The sequence below is a fragment of the Dermacoccus sp. SAI-028 genome (assembly GCF_004346775.1).
Taxonomy (GTDB): Bacteria; Actinomycetota; Actinomycetes; order Actinomycetales; family Dermatophilaceae; genus Dermacoccus; species Dermacoccus nishinomiyaensis.
On sequence record NZ_SMFS01000001.1, the window covers coordinates 1,833,206 to 1,854,356 of the forward strand.

At 69.3% G+C, this 21,151-nt stretch carries 19 protein-coding genes; 7 read left to right on the forward strand and 12 right to left on the reverse strand.

Annotated features, from left to right (window positions below; genetic code table 11):
* Window positions 1-18: 18 nt before the first annotated feature.
* The 4 genes from lpdA to EDC82_RS08340 all read left to right on the forward strand — a co-directional run bounded on the left by lpdA (window position 19) and on the right by EDC82_RS08340 (window position 3,574).
* Window positions 19-1,419, forward strand: a complete 1,401-nt coding sequence (gene lpdA / locus EDC82_RS08325) for a dihydrolipoyl dehydrogenase (protein ID WP_062256428.1) — start codon at window positions 19-21, stop codon at window positions 1,417-1,419.
* Between the two features lie 298 nt (window positions 1,420-1,717).
* The gene (locus EDC82_RS08330; protein WP_131941152.1) at window positions 1,718-2,986 is read left to right on the forward strand and encodes an inorganic phosphate transporter; all 1,269 of its coding nucleotides are present in this window, start codon (window positions 1,718-1,720) and stop codon (window positions 2,984-2,986) included.
* Window positions 2,983-3,276, forward strand: a complete 294-nt coding sequence (locus EDC82_RS08335) for a hypothetical protein (protein ID WP_062256424.1) — start codon at window positions 2,983-2,985, stop codon at window positions 3,274-3,276. The genes EDC82_RS08330 and EDC82_RS08335 overlap by 4 nt, the downstream gene beginning before the upstream one ends.
* Before the next feature lie 4 nt (window positions 3,277-3,280).
* A complete protein-coding gene (locus tag EDC82_RS08340) occupies window positions 3,281-3,574 on the forward strand; it encodes a DUF3349 domain-containing protein (RefSeq protein ID WP_062256422.1) in 294 nt (97 codons plus the stop codon).
* A 134-nt stretch (window positions 3,575-3,708) separates the two neighbouring features.
* Here EDC82_RS08340 and EDC82_RS08345 read toward each other — a convergent pair whose 3' ends face one another.
* The 10 genes from EDC82_RS08345 to EDC82_RS08390 form a co-directional block, all read right to left on the reverse strand.
* On the reverse strand, window positions 3,709-4,434 hold the full coding sequence (locus EDC82_RS08345; protein WP_131941154.1) for an SseB family protein: 726 nt from the start codon (window positions 4,432-4,434) through the stop codon (window positions 3,709-3,711).
* Complete coding sequence (gene priA / locus EDC82_RS08350; RefSeq protein ID WP_006944303.1) at window positions 4,431-5,171, reverse strand: bifunctional 1-(5-phosphoribosyl)-5-((5-phosphoribosylamino)methylideneamino)imidazole-4-carboxamide isomerase/phosphoribosylanthranilate isomerase PriA; 741 nt, start codon at window positions 5,169-5,171, stop codon at window positions 4,431-4,433. Before priA ends, EDC82_RS08345 begins: the two co-directional genes overlap by 4 nt.
* A 43-nt stretch (window positions 5,172-5,214) precedes the next feature.
* Window positions 5,215-5,835, reverse strand: coding sequence for an imidazole glycerol phosphate synthase subunit HisH (hisH, locus tag EDC82_RS08355; RefSeq protein WP_006944195.1), 621 nt, complete (start codon window positions 5,833-5,835; stop codon window positions 5,215-5,217).
* Complete coding sequence (locus tag EDC82_RS08360) at window positions 5,832-6,485, reverse strand: hypothetical protein (protein ID WP_131941156.1); 654 nt, start codon at window positions 6,483-6,485, stop codon at window positions 5,832-5,834. Before EDC82_RS08360 ends, hisH begins: the two co-directional genes overlap by 4 nt.
* A gap of 3 nt (window positions 6,486-6,488) precedes the next feature.
* Entirely contained in the window at window positions 6,489-7,130 is a 642-nt protein-coding gene (hisB, locus tag EDC82_RS08365; RefSeq protein WP_006944159.1) for an imidazoleglycerol-phosphate dehydratase HisB, read from the reverse strand.
* Window positions 7,127-8,257, reverse strand: coding sequence for a histidinol-phosphate transaminase (locus EDC82_RS08370; RefSeq protein ID WP_062256417.1), 1,131 nt, complete (start codon window positions 8,255-8,257; stop codon window positions 7,127-7,129). The genes hisB and EDC82_RS08370 overlap by 4 nt, the downstream gene beginning before the upstream one ends.
* A complete protein-coding gene (hisD, locus tag EDC82_RS08375; protein ID WP_074040715.1) occupies window positions 8,254-9,633 on the reverse strand; it encodes a histidinol dehydrogenase in 1,380 nt (459 codons plus the stop codon). The genes EDC82_RS08370 and hisD overlap by 4 nt, the downstream gene beginning before the upstream one ends.
* Before the next feature lie 43 nt (window positions 9,634-9,676).
* A complete protein-coding gene (locus EDC82_RS08380) occupies window positions 9,677-12,667 on the reverse strand; it encodes a bifunctional [glutamine synthetase] adenylyltransferase/[glutamine synthetase]-adenylyl-L-tyrosine phosphorylase (protein WP_062257836.1) in 2,991 nt (996 codons plus the stop codon).
* Window positions 12,664-13,998 (reverse strand): type I glutamate--ammonia ligase, encoded by a 1,335-nt coding sequence (gene glnA, locus EDC82_RS08385; RefSeq protein WP_006944201.1) that lies wholly within the window; start codon window positions 13,996-13,998, stop codon window positions 12,664-12,666. Before glnA ends, EDC82_RS08380 begins: the two co-directional genes overlap by 4 nt.
* Before the next feature lie 99 nt (window positions 13,999-14,097).
* The gene (locus EDC82_RS08390) at window positions 14,098-16,419 is read right to left on the reverse strand and encodes an immune inhibitor A domain-containing protein (protein WP_006944302.1); all 2,322 of its coding nucleotides are present in this window, start codon (window positions 16,417-16,419) and stop codon (window positions 14,098-14,100) included.
* A gap of 179 nt (window positions 16,420-16,598) precedes the next feature.
* Here EDC82_RS08390 and panB point away from each other — a divergent pair, with 179 nt between their 5' ends.
* Window positions 16,599-17,435, forward strand: a complete 837-nt coding sequence (panB, locus tag EDC82_RS08395; RefSeq protein ID WP_050786456.1) for a 3-methyl-2-oxobutanoate hydroxymethyltransferase — start codon at window positions 16,599-16,601, stop codon at window positions 17,433-17,435.
* 45 nt (window positions 17,436-17,480) lie between these two features.
* Here the strand turns inward: panB and EDC82_RS08400 are convergent, their stop codons facing one another.
* On the reverse strand, window positions 17,481-18,743 hold the full coding sequence (locus tag EDC82_RS08400) for an MFS transporter (protein WP_006944312.1): 1,263 nt from the start codon (window positions 18,741-18,743) through the stop codon (window positions 17,481-17,483).
* A gap of 193 nt (window positions 18,744-18,936) precedes the next feature.
* On the reverse strand, window positions 18,937-19,116 hold the full coding sequence (locus EDC82_RS08405) for a hypothetical protein (RefSeq protein WP_006944217.1): 180 nt from the start codon (window positions 19,114-19,116) through the stop codon (window positions 18,937-18,939).
* A gap of 81 nt (window positions 19,117-19,197) precedes the next feature.
* Here EDC82_RS08405 and map point away from each other — a divergent pair, with 81 nt between their 5' ends.
* Window positions 19,198-20,085 carry a type I methionyl aminopeptidase gene (gene map / locus EDC82_RS08410; RefSeq protein ID WP_006944215.1) on the forward strand — a complete coding sequence of 296 codons (888 nt, stop codon included), beginning with the start codon at window positions 19,198-19,200 and terminating at the stop codon, window positions 20,083-20,085.
* A 143-nt stretch (window positions 20,086-20,228) separates the two neighbouring features.
* Entirely contained in the window at window positions 20,229-20,993 is a 765-nt protein-coding gene (gene ppgK / locus EDC82_RS08415; RefSeq protein WP_006944296.1) for a polyphosphate--glucose phosphotransferase, read from the forward strand.
* Window positions 20,994-21,151: the final 158 nt, after the last annotated feature.

A 21,151-nucleotide genomic window follows, 5' to 3' on the forward strand; every position in this document is an offset into this window, starting at 1 on the left:
GGGTCTAGGCTCTGCCTCGTGGCCAATCATTTTGATGTCGTCGTCCTCGGCGCCGGCCCGGGTGGGTACGTCGCGGCTATCCGCGCCTCCCAGCTCGGCCTGAGCGCCGCCGTTATCGAGCAGAAGTACTGGGGAGGTGTCTGCCTCAACGTCGGGTGCATCCCCTCGAAAGCTCTGCTGAAGAACGCCGAACTCGCGCACGTGCTCACGCACGAGAAGGAGAAGTTCGGCATCGAGGGCGACGCCACGATGGCGTTCGGGCCCACGCACAAGCGTTCCCGTCAGGTCTCGTCGAACATCGTCAAGGGTGTTCACTACCTGATGAAGAAGAACAAGATCACGGAGATCAACGGTCACGGCACGCTCAAGGCCGACCACTCCATCGACGTGAAGGGTGAGGACGGCTCCACCCAGAGCGTCACCTACGACAACCTCATCGTCGCGACGGGCGCCACCGTGCGCACGATGCCCGGGGTCGACCTCAGCAAGAACATCGTCTCCTACGAGGAGCAGATCCTCTCGGAGGAGCTGCCGGGCTCCATCATCATCGGCGGTTCGGGCGCCATCGGCGTCGAGTTCGCCTACGTCATGAAGAACTTCGGCGTCGACGTGACGATCGTCGAGTTCGCCGACCGCATGGTGCCGACCGAGGACGCGGACGTGTCCAAGGAGCTGCTCAAGCAGTACAAGAAGCTCGGCATCAAGGTCATGACCGGCACGAAGGTCGAGAAGGCCGAGGACACCGGCTCCGGCGTCAAGGTCACCGTCTCCCCCGCCAAGGGCGGCGACTCGCAGGTGCTCGAGGCCGACAAGATGCTGTCGGCGTTCGGCTTCAAGCCGCGCGTCGAGGGCTACGGCCTGGAGGATCTCGGCGTCAAGCTCACCGAGCGCGGCGCCATCGAGATCGACGGGCGCGGCCGCACCAACGTCGACAAGGTCTACGCCATCGGTGACGTGACGGCCAAGCTCATGCTCGCGCACACCGCCGAGGCCATGGGCATCGTCGCCGCCGAGACCATCGCGGGCGTCGAGACGATGGAGATCAACTACGACATGATCCCGCGCGCGACGTACTGCCAGCCGCAGGTCGCCTCGTTCGGTTACTCCGAGGCTCAGGCCAAGGAGAAGGGCTACGACGTCAAGACGGCGACGTTCCCGTTCTCCGCGAACGGCAAGGCGCAGGGCCTCGGCGAGGCCGTGGGCTTCGTCAAGGTCATCGCAGACGCGAAGCACGACGAACTGCTCGGCGCCGCGATGATCGGCCCCGACGTCACCGAGATGCTCCCGGTGCTGACGCTCGCGCAGCAGTGGGATCTGACGGCCGACGAGGTCTCGCGCAACATCTTCGCCCACCCGACGCTGGGAGAGGCCGTGAAGGAAGCCGTGCACGGCATCGCCGGGCACATGATCAACCTCTGATCGCGCAGATCCACTGATCGCGCCTGTACCTCAGCGCGATCGATTCGAGACCGCCGGGTCCGGAGCTCATGCTCCGGACCCGGCGGTCTCGTTGCGTCACGTGGTCGAGCGGGCCGCCCGCGTCAACCGCGCGAGACGCCGGGGCGCCCTCGCGCGTGCCCGTCCGGCAAAGAATCGCCTCACGGGAGGTGAACTTCCGGTGAACAGATATCGGGCGCTCCCGCGAATTTCCCGCAGTGCCAACACCCGTTTGCGTACAGCGCACTCGGCGGCCACTGCGCGGTTGCACACTTGCCGTGTGGATTTCTCGTTCATTCTTCTCGTGCTCGTCATCGTCACGGCACTGGCGTTCGACTTCACCAACGGCTTCCACGACACCGGCAACGCGATGGCGACGTCCATCGCCACCGGTGCCCTCAAGCCCAAGGTGGCAGTCGCCCTCTCCGGCATCCTCAACCTGATCGGTGCCTTCCTGTCGGTCGAGGTCGCCCTCACCGTCACCAACGCAGTCATCAAGATCCAGGCCAAGGACGGCGCTCCGAAACCGGAATTCGTCGCCGACCACGGCCAGGCCCTGCTGCTCATCGTGCTCGCCGGCCTCGTCGGTGGCATCGTGTGGAACCTGCTCACGTGGCTGCTCGGCATCCCGAGCAGTTCGAGCCACGCACTGTTCGGTGGTCTCATCGGTTCGGCCATCGCCGCGATCGGCATGGCGGGCGTCAAGTGGACGGGTGACGGATCGAAGCTCGACGGTGTCGTCGGCAAGGTCATCATCCCCGCGTTCTTGTCGCCCTTCATCGCGGCGGTCGTTGCGGCGCTGGGCACGAAGCTCATCTACGCCATCACGAAGAAGGTCAGTCACGCCGAGTCCGAGCGTGGTTTCCGCTGGGGTCAGATCTGCAGCGCCTCGCTCGTCTCGCTCGCTCACGGCACCAACGACGCGCAGAAGACGATGGGTGTCATCACCCTCGCCCTCATCGGCTACGGCTCCTGGACCGACACGCACAGCGTTCCGCTGTGGGTGAAGTTCGCCTGTGCGCTCGCCATCGCGGCCGGCACCTACCTCGGCGGCTGGCGCATCATCCGCACGCTCGGCAAGGGCCTCGTCGAGATCGAGTCGCCGCAGGGCATGGCTGCCGAGTCGGCCAGCTCCGCCGTCATCCTCGTCTCGAGCCACCTCGGCTTCGCGCTGTCGACGACGCACGTCGCGACGGGTTCGATCCTCGGTACCGGCCTGGGCAAGAAGGGCGCGGAGGTCCGCTGGGGTGTCGCCGGACGCATGGTGCTCGCCTGGTTCATCACCCTGCCCGCCGCCGCGGTCGTCGGTGCGCTCATGTGGTACCTCGGTGACGTCATCGGTGGTGGCGCCGGCGGCATCGTCGTCTTCGCCATCCTGTGCGCGTTCGCGGCATACATGTTCTACCACTCGCGCAAGACGCCGGTCGACCACAACAACGTCAACGAGGAGTGGGACCCGCAGGACCTCGCGGCGACGCACATCCCCGACGTCGTGGCCGAGTCCGACCGCAACACCGTCCACCCCGCGACCAAGGTTGGTTCCCGATGAACACTCTCTCCCTCGCGTTCGAGAGCGCCTGGAAGGTGCTTCTCGTCGCCATCGTCCTCGGTGCAGGCGTGCCTGCCCTGTTCGCCTTCGGCGTGCGTGGCATCGCCGCCGGTGAAGGCGCTCTCACGACCGGCGAGAGCGCCAAGTCCTGGGGCAAGCCCGTCGGCCTGCTCTGCTTCGCGCTCGTCGCCGTCGCGGTGGCGCTGGGCCTCGCCATCATCATCGCGTCGGGCTTCGGCTACAAGGTGTCGTTCGAGCACGTGTTCCCGACCTTCGCCGAGAAGAAGTGAGGCGATGAACCCATCCCTCGAGCGCATCGTCAACTGGCTGCGCGTCAGCTACCCCACGGGGGTACCGGAGCGCGACTACCAGCCGTTGCTCGCGCTCATGCGGCGCAGGCTCTCTCCTGAGGAGATGCACGAACTGGGCAACCACCTCGTCGCCGACGGGCTCGTGCCCGCTGACCGGGTCGATGTGGGTGTCGGCATCACGAAGGTGACCCAGGAGCTGCCCAGCCCACAGGAAATGGACCGGGTGCTCGACCACCTGCACGAGTGCGGGTTCCCGCTGCACGACGAGTTCGACTGAGCACGACGTCAGACCGCACGCCAGGTGTCGACGCGCCGACGCATGACGCAGGGGCCGGACGGTGAGATCTCACCGTCCGGCCCCTGCGTCATGTGCCCCCCGGCTCTTCCGGGGTTTTCAGTGCCGCCCGCGCCTCACGCCGCGACGAACTCGAAGGCGAGAGCTTCGATGCGGGCGCGAGTCTCACCGTCGGCGGCCAGCCGCTCGCCGACGCGTGTGGCGAGCGCGCGGACCTCGTCCTGGCTCAAACCCGGGGCGAGGGTGAGACGCAGCCGCAGCACGCCCTCTCCCCCGTCGACGCACTCCTGCGCGAGCACGGCCTCCTCGACGCGCACAGCCTGCCCGATGGCGGAGCGCACGTGCGTGTCACGGTAGGCGGGCACCCAGGCCTGCTGCTGCGCGAGCGCCCAGACCATGCTCGCGCGCACGACGACGCGATGCTCGCTGGCCATGTCGAGCAGCAGGACGTCGCATTCCTCTGAGATGGCCGCCTGCGCCGCGAACGCGGCCTTGACGGGTGACGGGCGGGCCGCCGGATCCCAGGCGGCGAGCGCTTCGAGGCTCGTGAAGACGGGCAGGCCCTTTGTACCGTCCGGCGCGGTCAGCGTCACGACAGCCATGTCGGTCGACTTCTCGACGGCGTGCTCCCCGCTCGTGTCGACCTCGGTGGGGGCGGCGACGATCGGCACGAGCAACCTGCTCTCGGCCAACGCTGCGACCCACGCCTCCTCGTCACCACTCGCCAGCGCCGCCACGAGAGCCGCATCGGCCTCGCCGCGGTCGTCGTCGAAACCGGTGCTCGTCACCTCGCGGCCGCTGAACGGGATGCCGGCCGTGTCGCTCGGCCCCGGGCCGCTCACTCGGGGCGCCCCGCGACGTCGAGGGCGTCGGCGAGCGTCATCGTGCCCTTGTAGAGGGCCGAGCCGATGATGGCGCCTTCGACCCCGTACGGCACGAGCTCGCGCAGCGCGCGCAGGTCGTCGAGCGTCGTCACGCCGCCGGAGGCGACGACGGGGCGGTCGGTGCGCTCGCACACCTGCTGCAGCAGCGCGGTGTTGGGGCCGGCGAGCATCCCGTCTTTCGCGACGTCGGTGACGACGTAGCGCGCGCAGCCCTCACGGTCGAGGCGGGCGAGGGTCTCCCACAGGTCGCCGCCCTCCTTCGTCCAGCCGCGGGCGGCGAGGGTGGTGCCGCGCACGTCGAGGCCGACGGCGATGCGGTCGCCGTGCTCGGCGATGGCGGCAGCGGTCCACTCGGGGTTCTCCAGGGCTGCGGTGCCGAGGTTGACGCGACGGCAGCCCGTGGCGAGCGCAGCCTCGAGTGACTCGGCGTCACGGATGCCGCCGCTCATCTCGACCTTGATGTCGAGCGTGCCGACGATCTTGGCGAGCAGGCCGCGGTTCTCGCCGCGTCCGAACGCGGCATCGAGGTCAACGAGGTGCAGCCACTCGGCGCCCGCTTCCTGCCACGCGAGTGCAGCGGCGACGGGGTCGCCGAACTGGCCGCCCGTCCCGGCGATGCCCTGGACGAGTTGGACGGCCTCACCGCCGGCGACGTCGACGGCCGGCAGCAGTTCGAGGCGGGGTTCGGTGGTCATGGTGCTCCTTCGAGCCGTCGGATCGGGGTGGCTGGGCATGGCATCAGAGGGTGTCGAGCCAGTTTGTCAGCAGCGCGGCGCCGGCGTCACCCGACTTCTCGGGGTGGAACTGGGTGGCGCTCAGCGCACCCTGCTCCATGGCCGCGGCGAAGGGGGTGCCGTGCGTCGCGAGCGTGACGCGCGCGCCCGAGTTGAGGTCGGCGACGGTCGCGGGGGCCGCGAACGAGTGGACGAAGTAGAACCGTTCGTCCTCGACACCGGCGAACAGTCGGCTGCCGGGCGCCGGTTCGAGCTGCGACCAGCCCATGTGCGGTACGACCGGGGCGTCGAGACGCTCGACTCGACCATGCCACAGCCCCAGCCCGTCGACCGGCGACGGCGACGGCTCGCTCGAGCCGTCGAACATGACCTGCATGCCGACGCAGATACCGAGCACGGGGGCCTGACGTGTCAGTCGCTCTGCGATGAGCTCACGCCCGCCCGCGGCGACGAGCCCCGCGGCGCACGCGTGGAAGTTGCCGACGCCGGGCACGAACAGCCCGTCTGCGCGCGCCACGGACGTGGGATCGGCGGTGAGTTCGACGTCGGCGCCGATGCGTTCGAGCATGCGCACGGCGGAGTGGATGTTGCCGCTGCCGTAGTCGAGCACGACGACCTTCTTCATCGCTTCTCCTCCATCAGGGCGTGCCCTTCGATCTCTCGCCGTTCTTCCCGTTCCTCGCGGGTGTGCTTGTCGAAGCGTCGTACTGCCTTCGCATCAGGTTCGACGAGATCGGCCTCGATCGCCGCGCGCGGATGCAGCGCGAGCAGATGCCCGGCGCGGATGCCGAGGGCGACCATGACGCCACGCAGCACCTCGATCGGCTCGGCGCCGCGCTGCGCGAGGACGCGTTCGAGGGTCTCCGGGTGCGAGTTCTCCCCCACCGCGAGCAGATCCGCGAGGCTCGCCTGCGGCAGCACCGCGCGCACGACCCCGAAACCGCGGCGGACGACGAACCAACGCGGCAGGGAGCGCCACCGTCGCGGCTGGACGAGGACGACGGCGTCGTCGCCGTGGACGAAGAACCCGGCGGCCGGGCGCATCATCTGCGGAACGGGGCGGGCGACGAGCACCGTCGCGGCGTCGTCAAAGGGCGCGGCCGCATGCCCAGGGCCCGCCGCGACGACGGCGCACCACGGCCCGTCGAGGTCGACGACGTACGCCGGCACGGTGCCCTGTTCGACCCAGCGAGCCACACGCTCGGCATCGCCGCGTATGACGACGACGGCGTCGAGCGCGCCGGTGAAGTTCGACTGCCGACCTAGTCTCGGCATGACTCAGAGAGCACCCTTCGCGCTCGGGATTCCCTGCACGCGCGGGTCCTTCGCCACCGCGGCGCGCAGCGCGCGGGCGATCGCCTTGAACTGGGCCTCGACGATGTGGTGCGGGTCGCGCCCGGAGATGACGTTGACGTGCAGCGCGATGCCCGCGTTGTAGCCGAGCGATTCGATGACGTGCTGCGTCAGGGAGCCGATGTAGTTGCCCCCGATGACCGCGTAGATCTGGCCGTCCGGTTCACCGGTGTGGACGACGTACGGGCGGCCCGCGACGTCGACGACCGCCTCGACGAGCGCCTCGTCGAGCGGCACCTTCGCGTCCCCGAAACGCGAGATGCCCGACTTGTCGCCGAGCGCTTCGCGCAGGGCCTGGCCGAGCACGATCGCGGTGTCCTCGACCGTGTGGTGGGCGTCCACGTCGAGGTCGCCGCTGGCGCGGATGCGCAGGTCGATGAGGCTGTGCTTGCTCAGCGAGTCGAGCATGTGGTCGTAGAAGCGCACCCCGGTGCGGATGTCGGACGTGCCCGTACCGTCGAGGTCGAGCCACAGCCTGATCGAGGCTTCCTTCGTCGTGCGCTCGATGAGCGCTGTCCGGTGGTCGGCGGGCACGTCGGGGATGACGAAGTCGGTCGCGTCGCTCATGCTTTCTCCTCCTGGAGGGCGTGCGTGGGGGCGAGGTCGGTGAGGGCCGCGATGACGGCGTCCGTCTCGGCGGGCGTGCCGGCCGTGATGCGCAGGTGGTGCGCGATGCCGACGTCGCGCACGAGGATGCCGCGATCGAGCAGGGCCTGCCACGTGGCGTGCGCGTCGGTGAGACCACCGATGAGAACGAAGTTCGCATCGCTCGGCGTCGGCGTGAGCCCCGCCACTCGCGCGGCCTCGACGATGCGGTCGCGCTGGGCCTTGATCGCATCGACCATGGCGAGCATCTCTTCGGCGTGGTCGAGGGCCGCCAGCGCGGTCGCCTGCGTCACCGACGACAGGTGGTAGGGCAGACGCACGAGACGCATCGCGTCGCAGATCTCGCGCGAGGCGGCCATGTAACCGACGCGCGCGCCGGCGAACGCGAACGCCTTGCTCATCGTGCGGCTGACGATCAGGCGCGGGTGATCGGCGAGCAGCTCGAGGGCGCTCGGCGTGCCCGGGCGCGCGAACTCGACGTACGCCTCGTCGACGATGACGACGGCGTTCGGCGCCGCGTCGTAGATGGCGCGCACGACGTCGTTGCTCACCGCGGTGCCCGTCGGATTGTTCGGCGTGCAGACGAACACGACGTTCGGACGGTGCTCGCGCACCTGCTCGACTGCGAGGTCGACGTCGAGGTCATAGACGCCCTCACGACGATCGCGCAGGCCGTCGACCCATGTCGTTCCCGCGCCGCGCGCGATGATCGGGTGCATCGAGTAGCTCGGCGTGAAGCCGAGCGCGACGCGGCCCGGGCCCCCGAAGGCCTGCACGATGTGGCTGAGCACCTCGTTGCTGCCGTTGGCGGCCCAGATCTGCTCGACGGGCAACCGGACGCCCGTCACGCGATCGAGGTAGTCGGCGAGGGCCGCGCGCAGTTCGGTGAACTCGCGATCCGGGTAGCGGTTCAGCCCGCCCGCGGCCTTCTCGACTCGCTCGACGATGCTGCGCACGACCGTCTCCGGCACGTCGTAGGACGACTCGTTCGTGTTGAGCGCGATGGGCACGTCGAGCTGCGGCGCGCCGTACGCGCTCTGGTTTCGCAGGTCTTCGCGCAGCAGCTGCGTGATCGTGGGTTCGCTCATGCGGGCGCGTTCTCCGTCCCGGCCTCTGCCTCGTCCCGACGCTCGAAGCGCGCCGTCACGGCCTCGCCGTGCGCCGGCAGGTCCTCCGCGTTCGCGAGCGTGACGACGACGTCCGCGACCTCCGCGAGGGCCTCGCGCGAATAGTCGACGATGTGGACGCCCTTGAGGAACGACTGCACCGACAGCCCGCTCGAGTGGCAGGCGCACCCGCCGGTCGGCAGGACGTGGTTCGACCCGGCGGCGTAGTCGCCGAGGCTGACGGGCGAGTAGGTGCCGACGAAGATAGCACCCGCGTTGCGCACGCGCAGCGCGTCCTCGCGCGAGCTGGCGGTGTGGATCTCGAGGTGCTCGGCGCCGTAGGCGTCGACGACGCGCAGCCCGGCCGTGACGTCGTCGACGAGGACGATGGCCGACTGCGGACCGCCGAGGGCCGTGAGCACGCGCTCGCTGTGCTTCGTCGCGCGGGCGCGGCGCTCGAGGGCTGCCTCGACGTCGTCGGCGAGGCGCGTCGAGTCGGTGACGAGGACGGAGGCCGCGAGGTTGTCGTGCTCGGCCTGGCTGATGAGGTCTGCGGCGACGTGCTCGGCGTCCGCGGTGTCGTCGGCGAGGATGCCGATCTCCGTCGGGCCCGCCTCGGCGTCGATGCCGATGAGGCCCTTGAGCAGGCGCTTCGCGGCTGCGACGTAGATGTTGCCCGGGCCGGTGACGAGGTCGACGGGCTCGCACACGCTCGTGCCATCCTTCTCCCGTGCGCCGTAGGCGAACATCGCGACGGCCTGCGCGCCGCCGACGGCGTACACCTCGTCGACGCCGAGCAGGGAGCACGCGGCGAGGATCGTCGGGTGCGGGTAACCGGCGAACTCGCCGGTGTTCTGCGCCTGCGGCGGGCTCGCGACGGCGACCGAGTCGACGCCCGCGACCTGCGCGGGCACGACGTTCATGACGACCGAGCTAGGGTACACGGCGAGGCCGCCGGGCACGTAGAGCCCGACGCGCTCGACGGGGATCCAACGTTCGGTGACGCTGCCGCCGTCGCTCACCTGCGTCGTGACGTCCTCGCGCGCCTGCGCGGCGTGGACGATCCGCACGCGGCGGATGGCTTCGACGAGGGCGTCCTTGATCGCGGGGTCGAGCTGCGCTTCGGCGGCTGCGAGCACCTCCGCGGGCACCCGCAGGTGCGTCGGACGCACCTTGTCGAATCGCTCCCCCAGCTCGCGCAGCGCGTCGGCCCCGTCATGGCGCACCTGCTCGCACAGCGGACGCACGACGTCGAGGGCCGCCTCAATGTCGAACTGTGCGCGCGGCAGCGCATCGCGCAGGCCGCGTGCATCGAGGGAGGTCAGGGCTGAACCACGAAGGTCACGACGCGAAATCACCGCTCCATTCTAGGCGGCGGCACCGAGCGCCTGCCCGCCCGTCTCAGCGTCGGAAGCTCGGTCCGGTGCTGTTGTGAGGATCCTCACCGTAGAACACGCGGTCGACGACGAGCCGGGCGCGCCGCGAGACCTTGCGGTACTCCTCGCCGAGCTGACGACCGTCACCGGCGGGCAGTCCGAGCAGCGTCGCGATGCCCTCCGCGTCGCGCAGGTCGCTCGGCAGCGACTCGACGGGGCGGCCGCGCCACAGCACCGAGGCGTTGCGCACCCGGGAGGCGAAGGTCCACGCGTCGGCGAGTACCTCGGCGTCGTGGGCGTCCATGAGCTCGAGCTCGGCGAGCAGCCGCAGCGTCGAGATCGTGCCGGTCCGACGCAACTGTGGGTGGGCGTGGGCGTGCTGCAACTGGTGCAGTTGCACGCACCACTCGACGTCGGACAACCCGCCGCGCCCCAGCTTGAAGTGGGTGCGCGGATCGGCCCCGCGGGGAATGCGCTCGGCCTCCATCCGCGCCTTGAGCGTGCGGATGCGACGCACCGCGGCGTCACTGATGCCGCCCTCGGGCCAGCGCAGCGGATCGACGAGGTCGACGAAGGCGCGGCCCAGGTCGGCGTCACCGGCGAGCGGGTAGGCGCGCAGCAACGCCTGGGCCTCCCAGCCCTCCGACCAGCGCTCGTAGTACGAGGCGTAGGAGTCGAGGGAACGCACCAGGGGGCCCTGCTTGCCCTCGGGACGCAGCGCCGCGTCGATCTCGAGCTTCGGATCTGGCCCGGCGAGCGCCGCGAGGCGTCGCAACTCGGTGACGACGGCGAGCGCCTGGTCCTGCGCAGCACCGGCGTCGGCGCCGTCGCGCGGGCGGTGGACGTACATGACGTCGGCGTCGGAGCTGTAGCCGAGCTCACGCCCGCCGAAGCGTCCCATACCGATGATCGTGACGTCGGTGAGGCGTGCGTCCGAGTCATCGCAGACGGCGCGCCATGCGAGGTCGAGCCCGGTCTGCAGCATCGCGGCCATGACGTCGGTGAGGGCCTTCTCGACGCCCTCGAGGTCGAGTTCGCCGAGCACGTCGGCGATGGCGATGCGCGTCAGCTCGGTGCGGCGGACGGTGCGCGCCGCGAGCATCGCCTTGTCGACGTCGTCGTGGCGACCGGCGACGGACGTCATCGTCGCGCTGATCGCCTTCTCGTCACGCGGCACGCGCAGCGCAGGGTCGGCGAACAGCTTGACGCTCTCGGGCGCGCGTTCGAGCAGTTCCGAGACGTAGCGCGACTTCGACAGCACCTCGGCGAACAGTTCCGCGGTGCTGCCCTCGCGCAGTGTGTTGAGGTACCAGTGCGAGGTGCCGAGCTCGTCACTGATGCGGCGGTAGGCGAGCAGCCCGGCGTCGGGGGTCGGGCCGTCGGCGAGCCACTGCAGGATGACGGGCATGAGCGTGCGCTGGATCTGCGCACGCCGCGACAGCCCCGACGTCAGCGCCTGCAGGTGGCGCAGCGCGCCGCTCGGGTCGGCGTAACCGAGCGCGGCGAGACGATCGCGCGCGCCCTCGTCCGACAACTTCGCCTCATCGTCGTCGAGACGCGCGACGGCCGACAGCAGCGGCCGGTAGAACAGCTTCTCGTGCAGGCGGCGCACCGAGCGCGCGAGCTCCTGCCAGTGGGCGGTGACGGCCTCGTCGGGGTCGCGCATCAACCCGACGCCGCGTCCGAGGCGGCGCAGGTCTGCGCTCGACGTCGGCATGAGGTGGGTGCGACGCATCTTGCTCAGCTGGATGCGGTGCTCGAGCACGCGCAGCTGACGGTAGGAGCGGTCGAGCGCCGAGGCATCCGTGCGCCCGACGTAACCCCACGAACTGAGCGCCTCGAGGGCGTCGAGCGTCGAGCGGGCGCGCACCCGCTCGTCGGTGCGTCCGTGGACGAGCTGCAGCAGTTGCACGGAGAACTCGATGTCGCGCAGACCGCCCGGGCCGAGCTTGATCTGGCGTGCCTGCTCGCTGACGGGCACGTGCGACTCGACGCGACGGCGCATCGCCTGCGCGTCCTCCACGAAGTTCTCGCGCTTGCTGGCCTGCCACACCATCGGCCGCATCGCGGCGATGTAGGCCTCGCCGACCTCACGGTCGCCCGCGATGGGGCGCGCCTTGAGGAGCGCCTGGAACTCCCAGCCCTTCGCCCAGCGCTCGTAGTAGTTGCGGTGGCTCGCGACGGTGCGCACGAGGGGGCCCTGCTTGCCCTCCGGGCGCAGCGCGGCGTCGACCTGCCACAGCGAACCCTCCCCCGTGCTCGCCGAGCAAGCGCGCATCAGCTCGGTCGCGAGCTCCGTAGCGAAGCGCAGGGCGACGTCCTCGTCGACCCCGTCCGCGGGCTGCGCGACGAAGATGACGTCGACGTCGGAGATGTAGTTGAGCTCGCGCCCGCCCGTCTTGCCCATGCCGATGACGGCGAGTCGAGCCTGCTCGGCGCCCTCGACGCTCTGCGTCGCGATGTGCAGCCCCGCCTCGAGCGCGGCACCCGCGAGGTCGGCGAGTGACGCTGCCGTCGCGGGCAGGACATTGGCGGGGACGTCGGTGACGTCGAGCGCCGCGATCTGCACGAGCTGACGACGGTAGGCCACGCGCAGCGCGTCGTAGGCGCTGACGTCGTCGTCCCGCCCGTCGATCTCGGCGATGAGCGCCTGAGCGAACGCCGCCTGGTCGCGACGCTCCGCGGCGACCACGTCGCGCCACTGCTCGGGCTTGGCGACGAGGTGATCACCGAGGGCGCTCGAGGCGCCGAGCACGCCGAACAAGCGCGCTCGTGCGAGCGGCTGCGTCAGCGCCTCCGTCAGCGCGCGCCGGCCGGGAGCATCGAGCGCCTCGCGCAACCGAACGAACGCGAGCAGCGCCTGGTCGGGGTCGGCGACCGCGCCCGTGACGTCGAGCAGGACGTCGGTCGGGACGAGGTCGGCGACCTCCTGGGCCATCGAGCCGGCGCGTTCGGTGTCGGTGTAGCCCGCCTTGCGCCAGGCCGCGGAACTCTTGGTCTGCTGCGTACGACTCACAACCGGCGCAGATCCTGCTTGATCTCGAACTCGGTCACCTGGTCGCGGTAGGCGGCCCACTCGTTGTGCTTGTTGCGCAGCACGAAGTCGAAGACGTGCTCGCCGAGCACCTCGGCGACGAAATCGCTCTCCTCCATCGTGCGGATCGCCTCGTCGAGCGAGGCCGGCAACGGTCGGATGCCCATGGCGCGACGCTCGCGCTCGGTGAGCGTCCACACGTCGTCCTCGGCCTCGGGCGGCAGCTCCATGCCCTGCTCGATGCCCTTGAGGCCTGCGCCCAGCATGACGGCGTACGCGAGGTAGGGGTTGCACGCTGCGTCGAGGGTGCGCACCTCGATGCGCGTGCTCTGGCCCTTGTCGGGCTTGTACATGGGGATGCGGATCATCGCGCTGCGGTTGTTGTGCCCCCAGCAGATGTGCGCCGGCGCCTCGGAACCGCCCCAGATGCGCTTGTAGCTGTTGACGAACTGGTTCGTGATCGCCGTGAACTCCGGCGCGTGGTGGAGCAGGCCGGCGACGAACTGGCGGCCCGTGCGCGAGAGCTGATACGGCGAACCCGGCTCGTGGAACGCGTTCGTGTCACCCTCGAACAGCGACAGGTGCGTGTGCATGCCGCTGCCGGGCTGGCCTGCCATCGGCTTCGGCATGAAGCTCGCGAAGATGCCCTGCTCGAGCGCGACCTCCTTGATGACGGCCTTGAACGTCTGGATGTTGTCGGCCATCGACAACGCGTCGGCGTAGCGCAGGTCGATCTCGTTCTGCCCCGGCCCGCCCTCGTGGTGACTGAACTCCACGGAGATGCCCATGTTCTCGAGCATCGTGATGGCGGCGCGCCGGAAGTCGTGGCCCGTGCCGTGCGGCACGTGGTCGAAGAACCCGGCCGAGTCGACCGGCACGGGACGGCCGTGGTCAAGGTCCTGCTCGAACAAGTAGAACTCGATCTCGGGATGGGTGTAGAAGGTGAACCCCAGGTCGGCGGCCTTCGTCAGCGAGCGGCGCAGCACGTCACGCGGGTCGGCGAGGCTCGGGGTGCCGTCGGGCAGCAGGATGTCGGCGAACATGCGCGCAGTGCCGGGGTTCTCGCCGCGCCACGGCAGCACCTGGAACGTCGAGGCGTCCGGGCGCAGCAGCATGTCGGCCTCGTAGACCCGCGCGAGACCGTCGATCGACGAACCGTCGAAGCCGATGCCCTCGGCGAACGCCCCCTCGAGTTCCGCCGGCGCCACGGCGACCGACTTGAGGGTTCCGAGCACGTCCGTGAACCACAGACGCACGAATCGGATGTCACGTTCCTCGATCGTGCGGAGCACGAACTCTTGCTGACGGTTCATGACGCCATCCTGCCTCACCGCGTCACCCGACGACGAGCGGCCCCGGGGATGATCCCCGGGGCCGCTCACATGTCGGACTCAGCCGCTCGCCTCAGCGCGTCAGCGGCGGAAAAGCACGTCGAGGTGCGCCTTGTCCTTGCTCACACCCCTGACGGTGACCTGGACGCCGCTGCCTGCCGTCAGCGTCGAACCCGTCGGGTTGGAGGCGTCGTAGTAGTTCGTCGCCTTCGTGTCGTCGAACGTCGACACGCCCTTGCTCTTCGGGAACGTCGTGGCGTCACCGTTGCGGTGCAGCGTCAGCGACGGCATCGAGGACGAGCCGAACACCGCGTCCCAGGGCTGCAGCTTGTTCGACACGAGCGTGCCGTCCTTCCACTTCATCGCCTGCGCGTGCGAGTCGATGGGCAACACCTGGCCGTGGCCGGGGTGCTCGGAGACGTTGTTGTTCGCGTACTCGTTGTCGACGTACCACATGAGAACACCGGGCTGGAAGGCGAAGTGCTCGACACGCTCTGCCTGCTGCTTGAGATAACCGAAGTTGTACGGACCCGTCTTGAGGTAGCGGTCGTAGCCGTTGTACTGACGGTTCTCTGCGAGGTAGTAGTGCGTCTTCTTCTCGCTCGTCGTGCCCGATGAGAGGGTGAAGCCCTTCGCGACCCAGCCGTTCGTGCCCTTCTCGACGTCGTCCGACAGCAGTGTCGCGCCGTCGGCGACGATGCGGATGTCGTCGAGGAACGGGCCCGCCCCGTGGACGCCGCCGTCACTCGCGTAGCGGAAGCGGAAGTCGACCTTCTTGCCCGCGTAAGCGCTCAGGTCGTACGTGAGGTCGCTCCAGTTCTTCTTCTCACCGGAGACCTCCTTGCCGACCTGCGCCCAGGTGGCGCCACCGTCGGTGCTGACCTCGCCGTAGAAGAAGTCGTAGCCCTCCTCGGTGTCGTACCAGGCGGCCGTCGTCACGCTCGCGGACTTCTTGCCCGTGAGGTCGATCGAACGCGTCAACGTCGAGTTGAGGTTGTCGGCGCTGCCGCCCCACCACTCGTTGGCCCCCGACTGGGGCTTGTTGTACGTCGTCGTGATCGTCTTGTCTGGCAGGTTGATCAGGGCCGCCTGGCCGAGCGTCGCCGAGTCACGGTCGCTCGGACCGATCTGGACCTTCTTGCTCTTGCCGTAGCTCACCTTCGTGGCGTCGAGCCAGCCGAGCTGCAGCTTCTCCCACGGACCCATGTAGCCCGGGCGCGAACCGATGTCGGTCTTGCCGTCGCCGAGCCACGAACCGGCGCTCATGAGCGACCAGTACGAGACGTCGTTCTGAGCCTTGTTCGTCGTGTCGTACAGGTCCGGCAGGCCGAGGTCGTGACCGAACTCGTGCGTGAAGACACCGAGACCACCGTTCTCCGGCTCGGTCGTGTAGTCACCGATCCACAGGCCCGTGTCGCCGAGCGGCACACCACCGAGCTTGTTCTGCGACGGGCCGGCCTTGCCCGCGAGGTTCTGGTACGCGTACCAGCGGTGGCTCCAGATGGCGTCATCACCCTGGGCGCCACCGCCGGCCTCTTCGCCCTCGCCGGCGTGGATGGCCTGGAAGTGGTCGATGTAGCCGTCGGGCTCGTCGAAGTTGCCGTCGCCGTCGTAGTCGTAACGGTCCCACTTGTCGAAGCTCTGCAGGTACGCCTTGATCTGGGCGTCGCTCTTGCCCGCTGCCTTCTGCGCGTTGACCCACGCCGTGGCGCTGTCGGCGATGAAGGACCAGGAGCCCTCGGCCTCGCTCGTGCCATCACCCGAGACGGGGTTGTGGCCGTAGCGCGCCTCGTTGAAAGGCACCTTGACCCAGTCGCTCACGTCGCCCTCGACGTCGAAGCGGCCGTTCGACTGCTTGGAGTAGAAGTCCTTGAACGACTCCGAGCTGCCGAACATCATGTCGAAGTAGTGCTGACGGTTGAAGTCGGCCTTCCAGATCGTGCTGTTGTTGTCGGTCGCGCCGCCGTCCATCTTGCGGTCGGGCTGGGCGATCTTGTTGTGCAGCGGGCCGGGCGCGCCACCGGCGGCGGGCTTCGTCTGGTCACCGAACTCGACGAGGAAGCTCAGGATGTTCGCCTTCTGGTTGACGTCGTACTGGACGTAACGCGGCTTCGTCTTGCCCTTCTTGTCCTTGCCCTTGACCTCGATGACGCGCTTGCCGTTGACCTTCTTCGTGGCCGCCTTGCCCGTGACGAGAGCGCTGACGGCGGCGTCACGCAGGTCGGCCTTCTTCTCCGCGAGCGGGTTCGGACGGTCGTCGGACTTGCCGACGCGGGTCTGGCCCTCGCCTGCGGGCGGGGCGTTGTTGGCGGAGGCGACCGGGGCTGCGATGAGACCGAAGGCCGTCACCGTGCCGACGAGAGCCGCGGCCATGCGCGGCGTGTTCGAACGACGATGTGTCATGAGTACTCCAGGAGCAGAAGGGCGCCCACGTCCAGCACGTGAACACTGTGAAGATACCCAGCCTCCCCTCAGCGAACGGTGATGTCGCTTACAACATTTGCGTAACGAAGGGTGCTATCACGATCCGCCCCCGCCAGCGGATGGGAACGGCTCCAACGGCTGCTGATTACGCTGGAGCCATGAGTGAAGAGGCCGCCCCGTACCGCACCGCCGAACGCAAGCGCATCCGCACCGTCACGCTGCAGCAGTTGAAGGAGCGCGGTGAGCGTTTCTCGATGCTCACCTCCTACGACATGTACACGGCCGAGATCTTCGACGAGGCCGGCATCGAGACGCTCCTCGTCGGCGACTCGGCGGGCAACAACGTGCTCGGTTACGACACGACGCTGCCCGTCACCCTCGACGAACTCATCCCCCTCGTGCGTGCCGTCAGCGGCGCTGCGCAGCACGCCCTCGTCGTCGCGGATCTGCCGTTCGGCAGCTACCAGGAATCGCCGCAGCAGGCGTTCGCGAGCGCCGCGCGACTCATGAAGGAAGGGCGCGCTCACGCGGTCAAGCTCGAGGGCGGGGCGCACATGGCGCCCACCGTCGAGCATCTCGTGCGCGGCGGCATCCCCGTCATCGCGCACATCGGGTTCACGCCGCAGAGCGAGCACACGCTCGGCGGGTACCGAGTCCAGGGCCGCGGCGACGACGCCGAGCGCATGGTCGCCGAGGCGCGGGCGCTGCAGGACGCGGGGGCTTTCTGCGTGCTCATGGAGATGGTGCCGGCGCCCGTCGCGCAGCAGGTGACGGACGCGCTGCGCGTGCCGACGATCGGCATCGGCGCCGGCGCCGGATGCGACGGTCAGGTGCTCGTGTGGACCGACTTCGCCGGCCTGCGTGACGGCCGCTATCCGCGCTTCGCCAAGAAGTTCGCCGACGTGCGCAGCGTGCTGCTCGACGCGGCGCGCACCTACCGCGAAGACGTCGCCTCCGGCACGTTCCCGGCGCCCGAGCACAGCTTCGAGAGCTGACGCCCGCGCTCGTCGTTCGCGCGGGACGCGAGAGGATCGGGTATGTCAGCGCTGGTGTGAGGGTGCTGAGTCGGCGGCGTCAGGTTCGGGCCGGGCGGCACCCCATCCGGCGCGCATGAGCTTGGCGGGCCAGTAGGCGAGCATCGCGGCGGCGAGGACGCCGAAGATCGCGTTCACGACGACGGCGGCGCTCAGGCCGGCCAGCGCCGTCATGCCGGACAGGGCGAGCGGCCCGATCGTCGAACCGGTGTCACTGAGCTGGCGCCACAGGCCGAGGAACGGCGCGCGTCCGACGTCGGGCGAGAAGTCGGCGCCGAGCGTCATCACCATGCCAGAGCCGATGCCGTTGCCGAACCCGAGCGCGCAGCTCGCGGCGAGCACCGCGGCGAAGGTGTGGGCGAACGGCAGCGCGACGAGGGCTGCGGCCATGATGAGCATCGACGGTACGGCGACGGCGGCGCGCCCCCGCACGTCCATGACCTTGCCGGCCGGGTAGAACACGAGCATGTCGATGCCGCCCGCGATCCCGTAGATGGCGCTCGTCGACTGCTCGTCGAGGCCGATGTGCGTGCACCACAGCGGGATGACGACCTGCCGTGTCGCGCGCACGGCCGACACGAGCAGGACGCCGAGCCCGGCCGTCAGCAGCACGCGCGCGAACGAGCGTGCGACGGTGCGGGTGGAGACCCGTTCGACGGGCCCGGTTCCGGCCCGCTCGACATCCTCCATGAGCAGCGCGCACCACGTCGCGAGCGCGAGGAAGACGATGGCGAGGACGAAGACGGAACGCCCGCCGAACACTCCGATGAGGGCGGCGCCGACGAGGGGGCCGACGAACATGCCGATGCGACCCACGCCGCCGAGCAGCGACAACGCGCGCGCCCGGTGCGTGGGCGGGACGGCCTCCGTCAGGTACTTCTGGCGCGCGAGCATGTAGACCGACGACGCCATGCCGATGATGACGACACCGAGCATGAGCGCGACGAGGCTCGGCGCGAGGCACAGCAGGCATCCCGCGGCCGTGACGACGCCCGCGAGCACGAGCGCGCGACGTTCGCCGAGGCGCTGCGTGATGAGTGAGGCGGGGATGTTCGACACGAGCGAGCCGAGCCCGATGAGCATCGCGACGAAAGCCGCGAGCGCCACCGACGCGCCGCGCGCCACGGCCGTCGAGGGGATGACGGGCAGGATGGCGCCCTCAGCGGCACCGAACAGCAGCGTCGGGCCATAGGCGGGGATCGCGAGCCGCCGCAGATCGAACCCGAGCTCGCTCACCTGTGCTCCCCTTCTTCGCACCCGTCGTTGCATTGCGATGCTATGCGTCGATGGCGTGGGGCGCGTCAGCGTCTCACGTGGGGCTCATGGGCGGCCCTACCCGGCAGGCAACGGTGACATTCCTGGCCAGATGCGCGCGTCGGATCAGCCGCATCACGCCGCGCCAGATCATGACGACGGGCCGCATCCCTCGTGGGATGCGGCCCGTCGCGCGTGGATGGGTGCGTCAGTCGTCGCCGTTGAAACGACGCTCTTCAGCGTCCCACTCCTCGCTGCGCTTGTGCGCGGATTCGATGGCGTCGCGCGCCGCGGCCTCGGTGGCGTAGGGGCCGAGCATGTCGCTCTTGGCGTTGGTCTCCTCCCCCTGCTCCACGGCACCGGTGTTGACGTTGTACCAGTAGGCCATGACGGCTCACCTCCTCGCGCCTGCGGGCGCGTCTTGTGCGGGCGCCGAGCCCTGTCGGACCCGGCCTCTAGACTCAACCCTATGACGACGACGCGCTCCACGACCACGTCCGGCCGCACGATCACCGCGGGCACGATCAGCCCGCGCCGCAGCGTGCCTCAGAAGATCGCCCGCCCCGAGTACGTCGGGCGCGACGAGGCGCGCGAGGGCTTCGAGTCGTACGTCAAGGACGCGGAGACGATCGAACGCCTGCGCGTCGCCGGGCGCATCGCCGCGGGCGCGATGGAGGAGGCGGGCAAGGCCGTCGCCCCCGGTGTCACGACCGACGAGCTCGACCGCATCGCCCACGAGTACATGCTCGACCACGGCGCCTACCCCTCGACGCTCGACTACCTCGGCTTCCCGAAGTCGCTGTGCACGAGCGTCAACGAGGTCATCTGCCACGGCATCCCCGACTCGACGGTGCTCGAGGACGGCGACATCGTGAAGCTCGACGTCACGGCCTACAAGGACGGCGTGCACGGCGACAACTGCGCGACATACCTGTGCGGCGACGTCGACGACGAGTCGCGCCTGCTCGTCGAACGCACGAAGGAGGCGATGATGCGCGGCATCCGCGCCGCGAAGCCGGGGCGGCAGGTCAACATCATCGGCCGTGTCATCGAGCAGTACGCGAAGCGGTTCGGCTACGGCGTCGTGCGTGACTACACGGGCCACGGCATCGGCACCGAGTTCCACAACGGCCTCATCATCCCGCATTACGACGCGGCGCCCCACTACGACGACGTCATCGAGGTGGGCATGGTCTTCACGGTCGAGCCCATGCTCAACCTGGGTTCGGGCGAGTCGGCCCCGACATGGGACGACGGCTGGACGGTCGTGACGGCCGACGGCTCGCGTTCGGCGCAGTTCGAGAACACCCTCGTCATCACCGAGACGGGCCCGCAGATCCTCACCAGCGTCGACTGACGTTGCCGCAGGCCCAGCGCCTGCGCACGAGGGCTGACGGGCGGCGCGGTTAGGCTGTCGACGAGTTCGTCGCCGCACGCGAGATGTCGGTGGCCCCGTCCCGTGCAGTGCGATTCCCCTGCAGTTGATCAAGGAGCCCGAGCATGACCCGCACGTCCTATCCCCTCGGCATCGACGTCGGCGGAACCGGCATCAAGGGTGCCCCCGTCGACCTCGACAAGGGCGCGTTCGCTTCGGAGCGCATCCGTTTCGAGACGCCCGCGGGTGCCTCGCCTGACGCTGTCGCGGACGTCATCGCCCAGATCGTCGAGCACTTCGCCGACATGATCGGCGACGAACCGATCGGCGTGACGATTCCCGGCGTCGTGCAGCACGGCGTCGTGCGTACGGCCGCGAACATCGACAAGGCGTGGATCGGGACGAACGCCGAAGAGCTCATCTCGGCGCATATCGGGCGCGACGTGCTCGTGGTCAACGACGCCGACGCGGCCGGCATTGCAGAGAACTTCTACGGCGCGGCGAAGGACACGGACGGGCTCGTGCTCGTCACGACGCTCGGCACCGGCATCGGCACCGCCGTCATCAACGACGGTGTGCTCGTACCGAACTCTGAGCTCGGCCACATCGAGGTCGAGGGCCACGACGCCGAGACGCGGGCCGCTCACTCGGCGAAGGAGCGCGAGGAACTGTCGTACGGCAAGTGGGCCAAGCGACTCACGAAGTACTACACCTCGCTGGAGAACCTGCTGTGGCCCGACCTGTTCGTCGTCGGCGGTGGCGTGTCGAAGAAGGCCGAGAAGTTCCTGCCACTGCTCGACATCCGCACGCCCATCGTGCCCGCCAAGCTCGAGAACGCCGCCGGCATCGTCGGTGCAGCGCGCCTCGCGCACGATCGGCACGTGAAGTAGCGGCCACTGCTCGGCCGTCACCTGCGACCAGGCGCGCCCGAGAACTCGCCCGATGACGACGAGGCCGGCTTCCCGCAGTGTTCGGGAGCCGGCCTCGGTCGCTTCGTGGCGTGCTCACCCAGGGTGGTGGTGCGCGGCTGTTCGGGCCGTGGTGGGGC

What these genes read in the sequence shown, in the direction of transcription:
- ppgK (WP_006944296.1), top strand. Translation starts at nt 20,229, where the DNA reads ATGACCCGCACGTCCTATCCCCTCGGCATCGACGTCGGCGGAACCGGC.
- map (WP_006944215.1), top strand. Translation starts at nt 19,198, where the DNA reads ATGACGACGACGCGCTCCACGACCACGTCCGGCCGCACGATCACCGCG.
- panB (WP_050786456.1), top strand. Translation starts at nt 16,599, where the DNA reads ATGAGTGAAGAGGCCGCCCCGTACCGCACCGCCGAACGCAAGCGCATC.
- priA (WP_006944303.1), bottom strand. Translation starts at nt 5,171, where the DNA reads ATGACCACCGAACCCCGCCTCGAACTGCTGCCGGCCGTCGACGTCGCC.
- EDC82_RS08390 (WP_006944302.1), bottom strand. Translation starts at nt 16,419, where the DNA reads ATGACACATCGTCGTTCGAACACGCCGCGCATGGCCGCGGCTCTCGTC.
- EDC82_RS08370 (WP_062256417.1), bottom strand. Translation starts at nt 8,257, where the DNA reads ATGAGCGAACCCACGATCACGCAGCTGCTGCGCGAAGACCTGCGAAAC.
- glnA (WP_006944201.1), bottom strand. Translation starts at nt 13,998, where the DNA reads ATGAACCGTCAGCAAGAGTTCGTGCTCCGCACGATCGAGGAACGTGAC.
- EDC82_RS08360 (WP_131941156.1), bottom strand. Translation starts at nt 6,485, where the DNA reads ATGCCGAGACTAGGTCGGCAGTCGAACTTCACCGGCGCGCTCGACGCC.
- EDC82_RS08405 (WP_006944217.1), bottom strand. Translation starts at nt 19,116, where the DNA reads ATGGCCTACTGGTACAACGTCAACACCGGTGCCGTGGAGCAGGGGGAG.
- EDC82_RS08335 (WP_062256424.1), top strand. Translation starts at nt 2,983, where the DNA reads ATGAACACTCTCTCCCTCGCGTTCGAGAGCGCCTGGAAGGTGCTTCTC.
- EDC82_RS08340 (WP_062256422.1), top strand. Translation starts at nt 3,281, where the DNA reads ATGAACCCATCCCTCGAGCGCATCGTCAACTGGCTGCGCGTCAGCTAC.
- hisH (WP_006944195.1), bottom strand. Translation starts at nt 5,835, where the DNA reads ATGAAGAAGGTCGTCGTGCTCGACTACGGCAGCGGCAACATCCACTCC.
- EDC82_RS08400 (WP_006944312.1), bottom strand. Translation starts at nt 18,743, where the DNA reads ATGCAACGACGGGTGCGAAGAAGGGGAGCACAGGTGAGCGAGCTCGGG.
- hisB (WP_006944159.1), bottom strand. Translation starts at nt 7,130, where the DNA reads ATGAGCGACGCGACCGACTTCGTCATCCCCGACGTGCCCGCCGACCAC.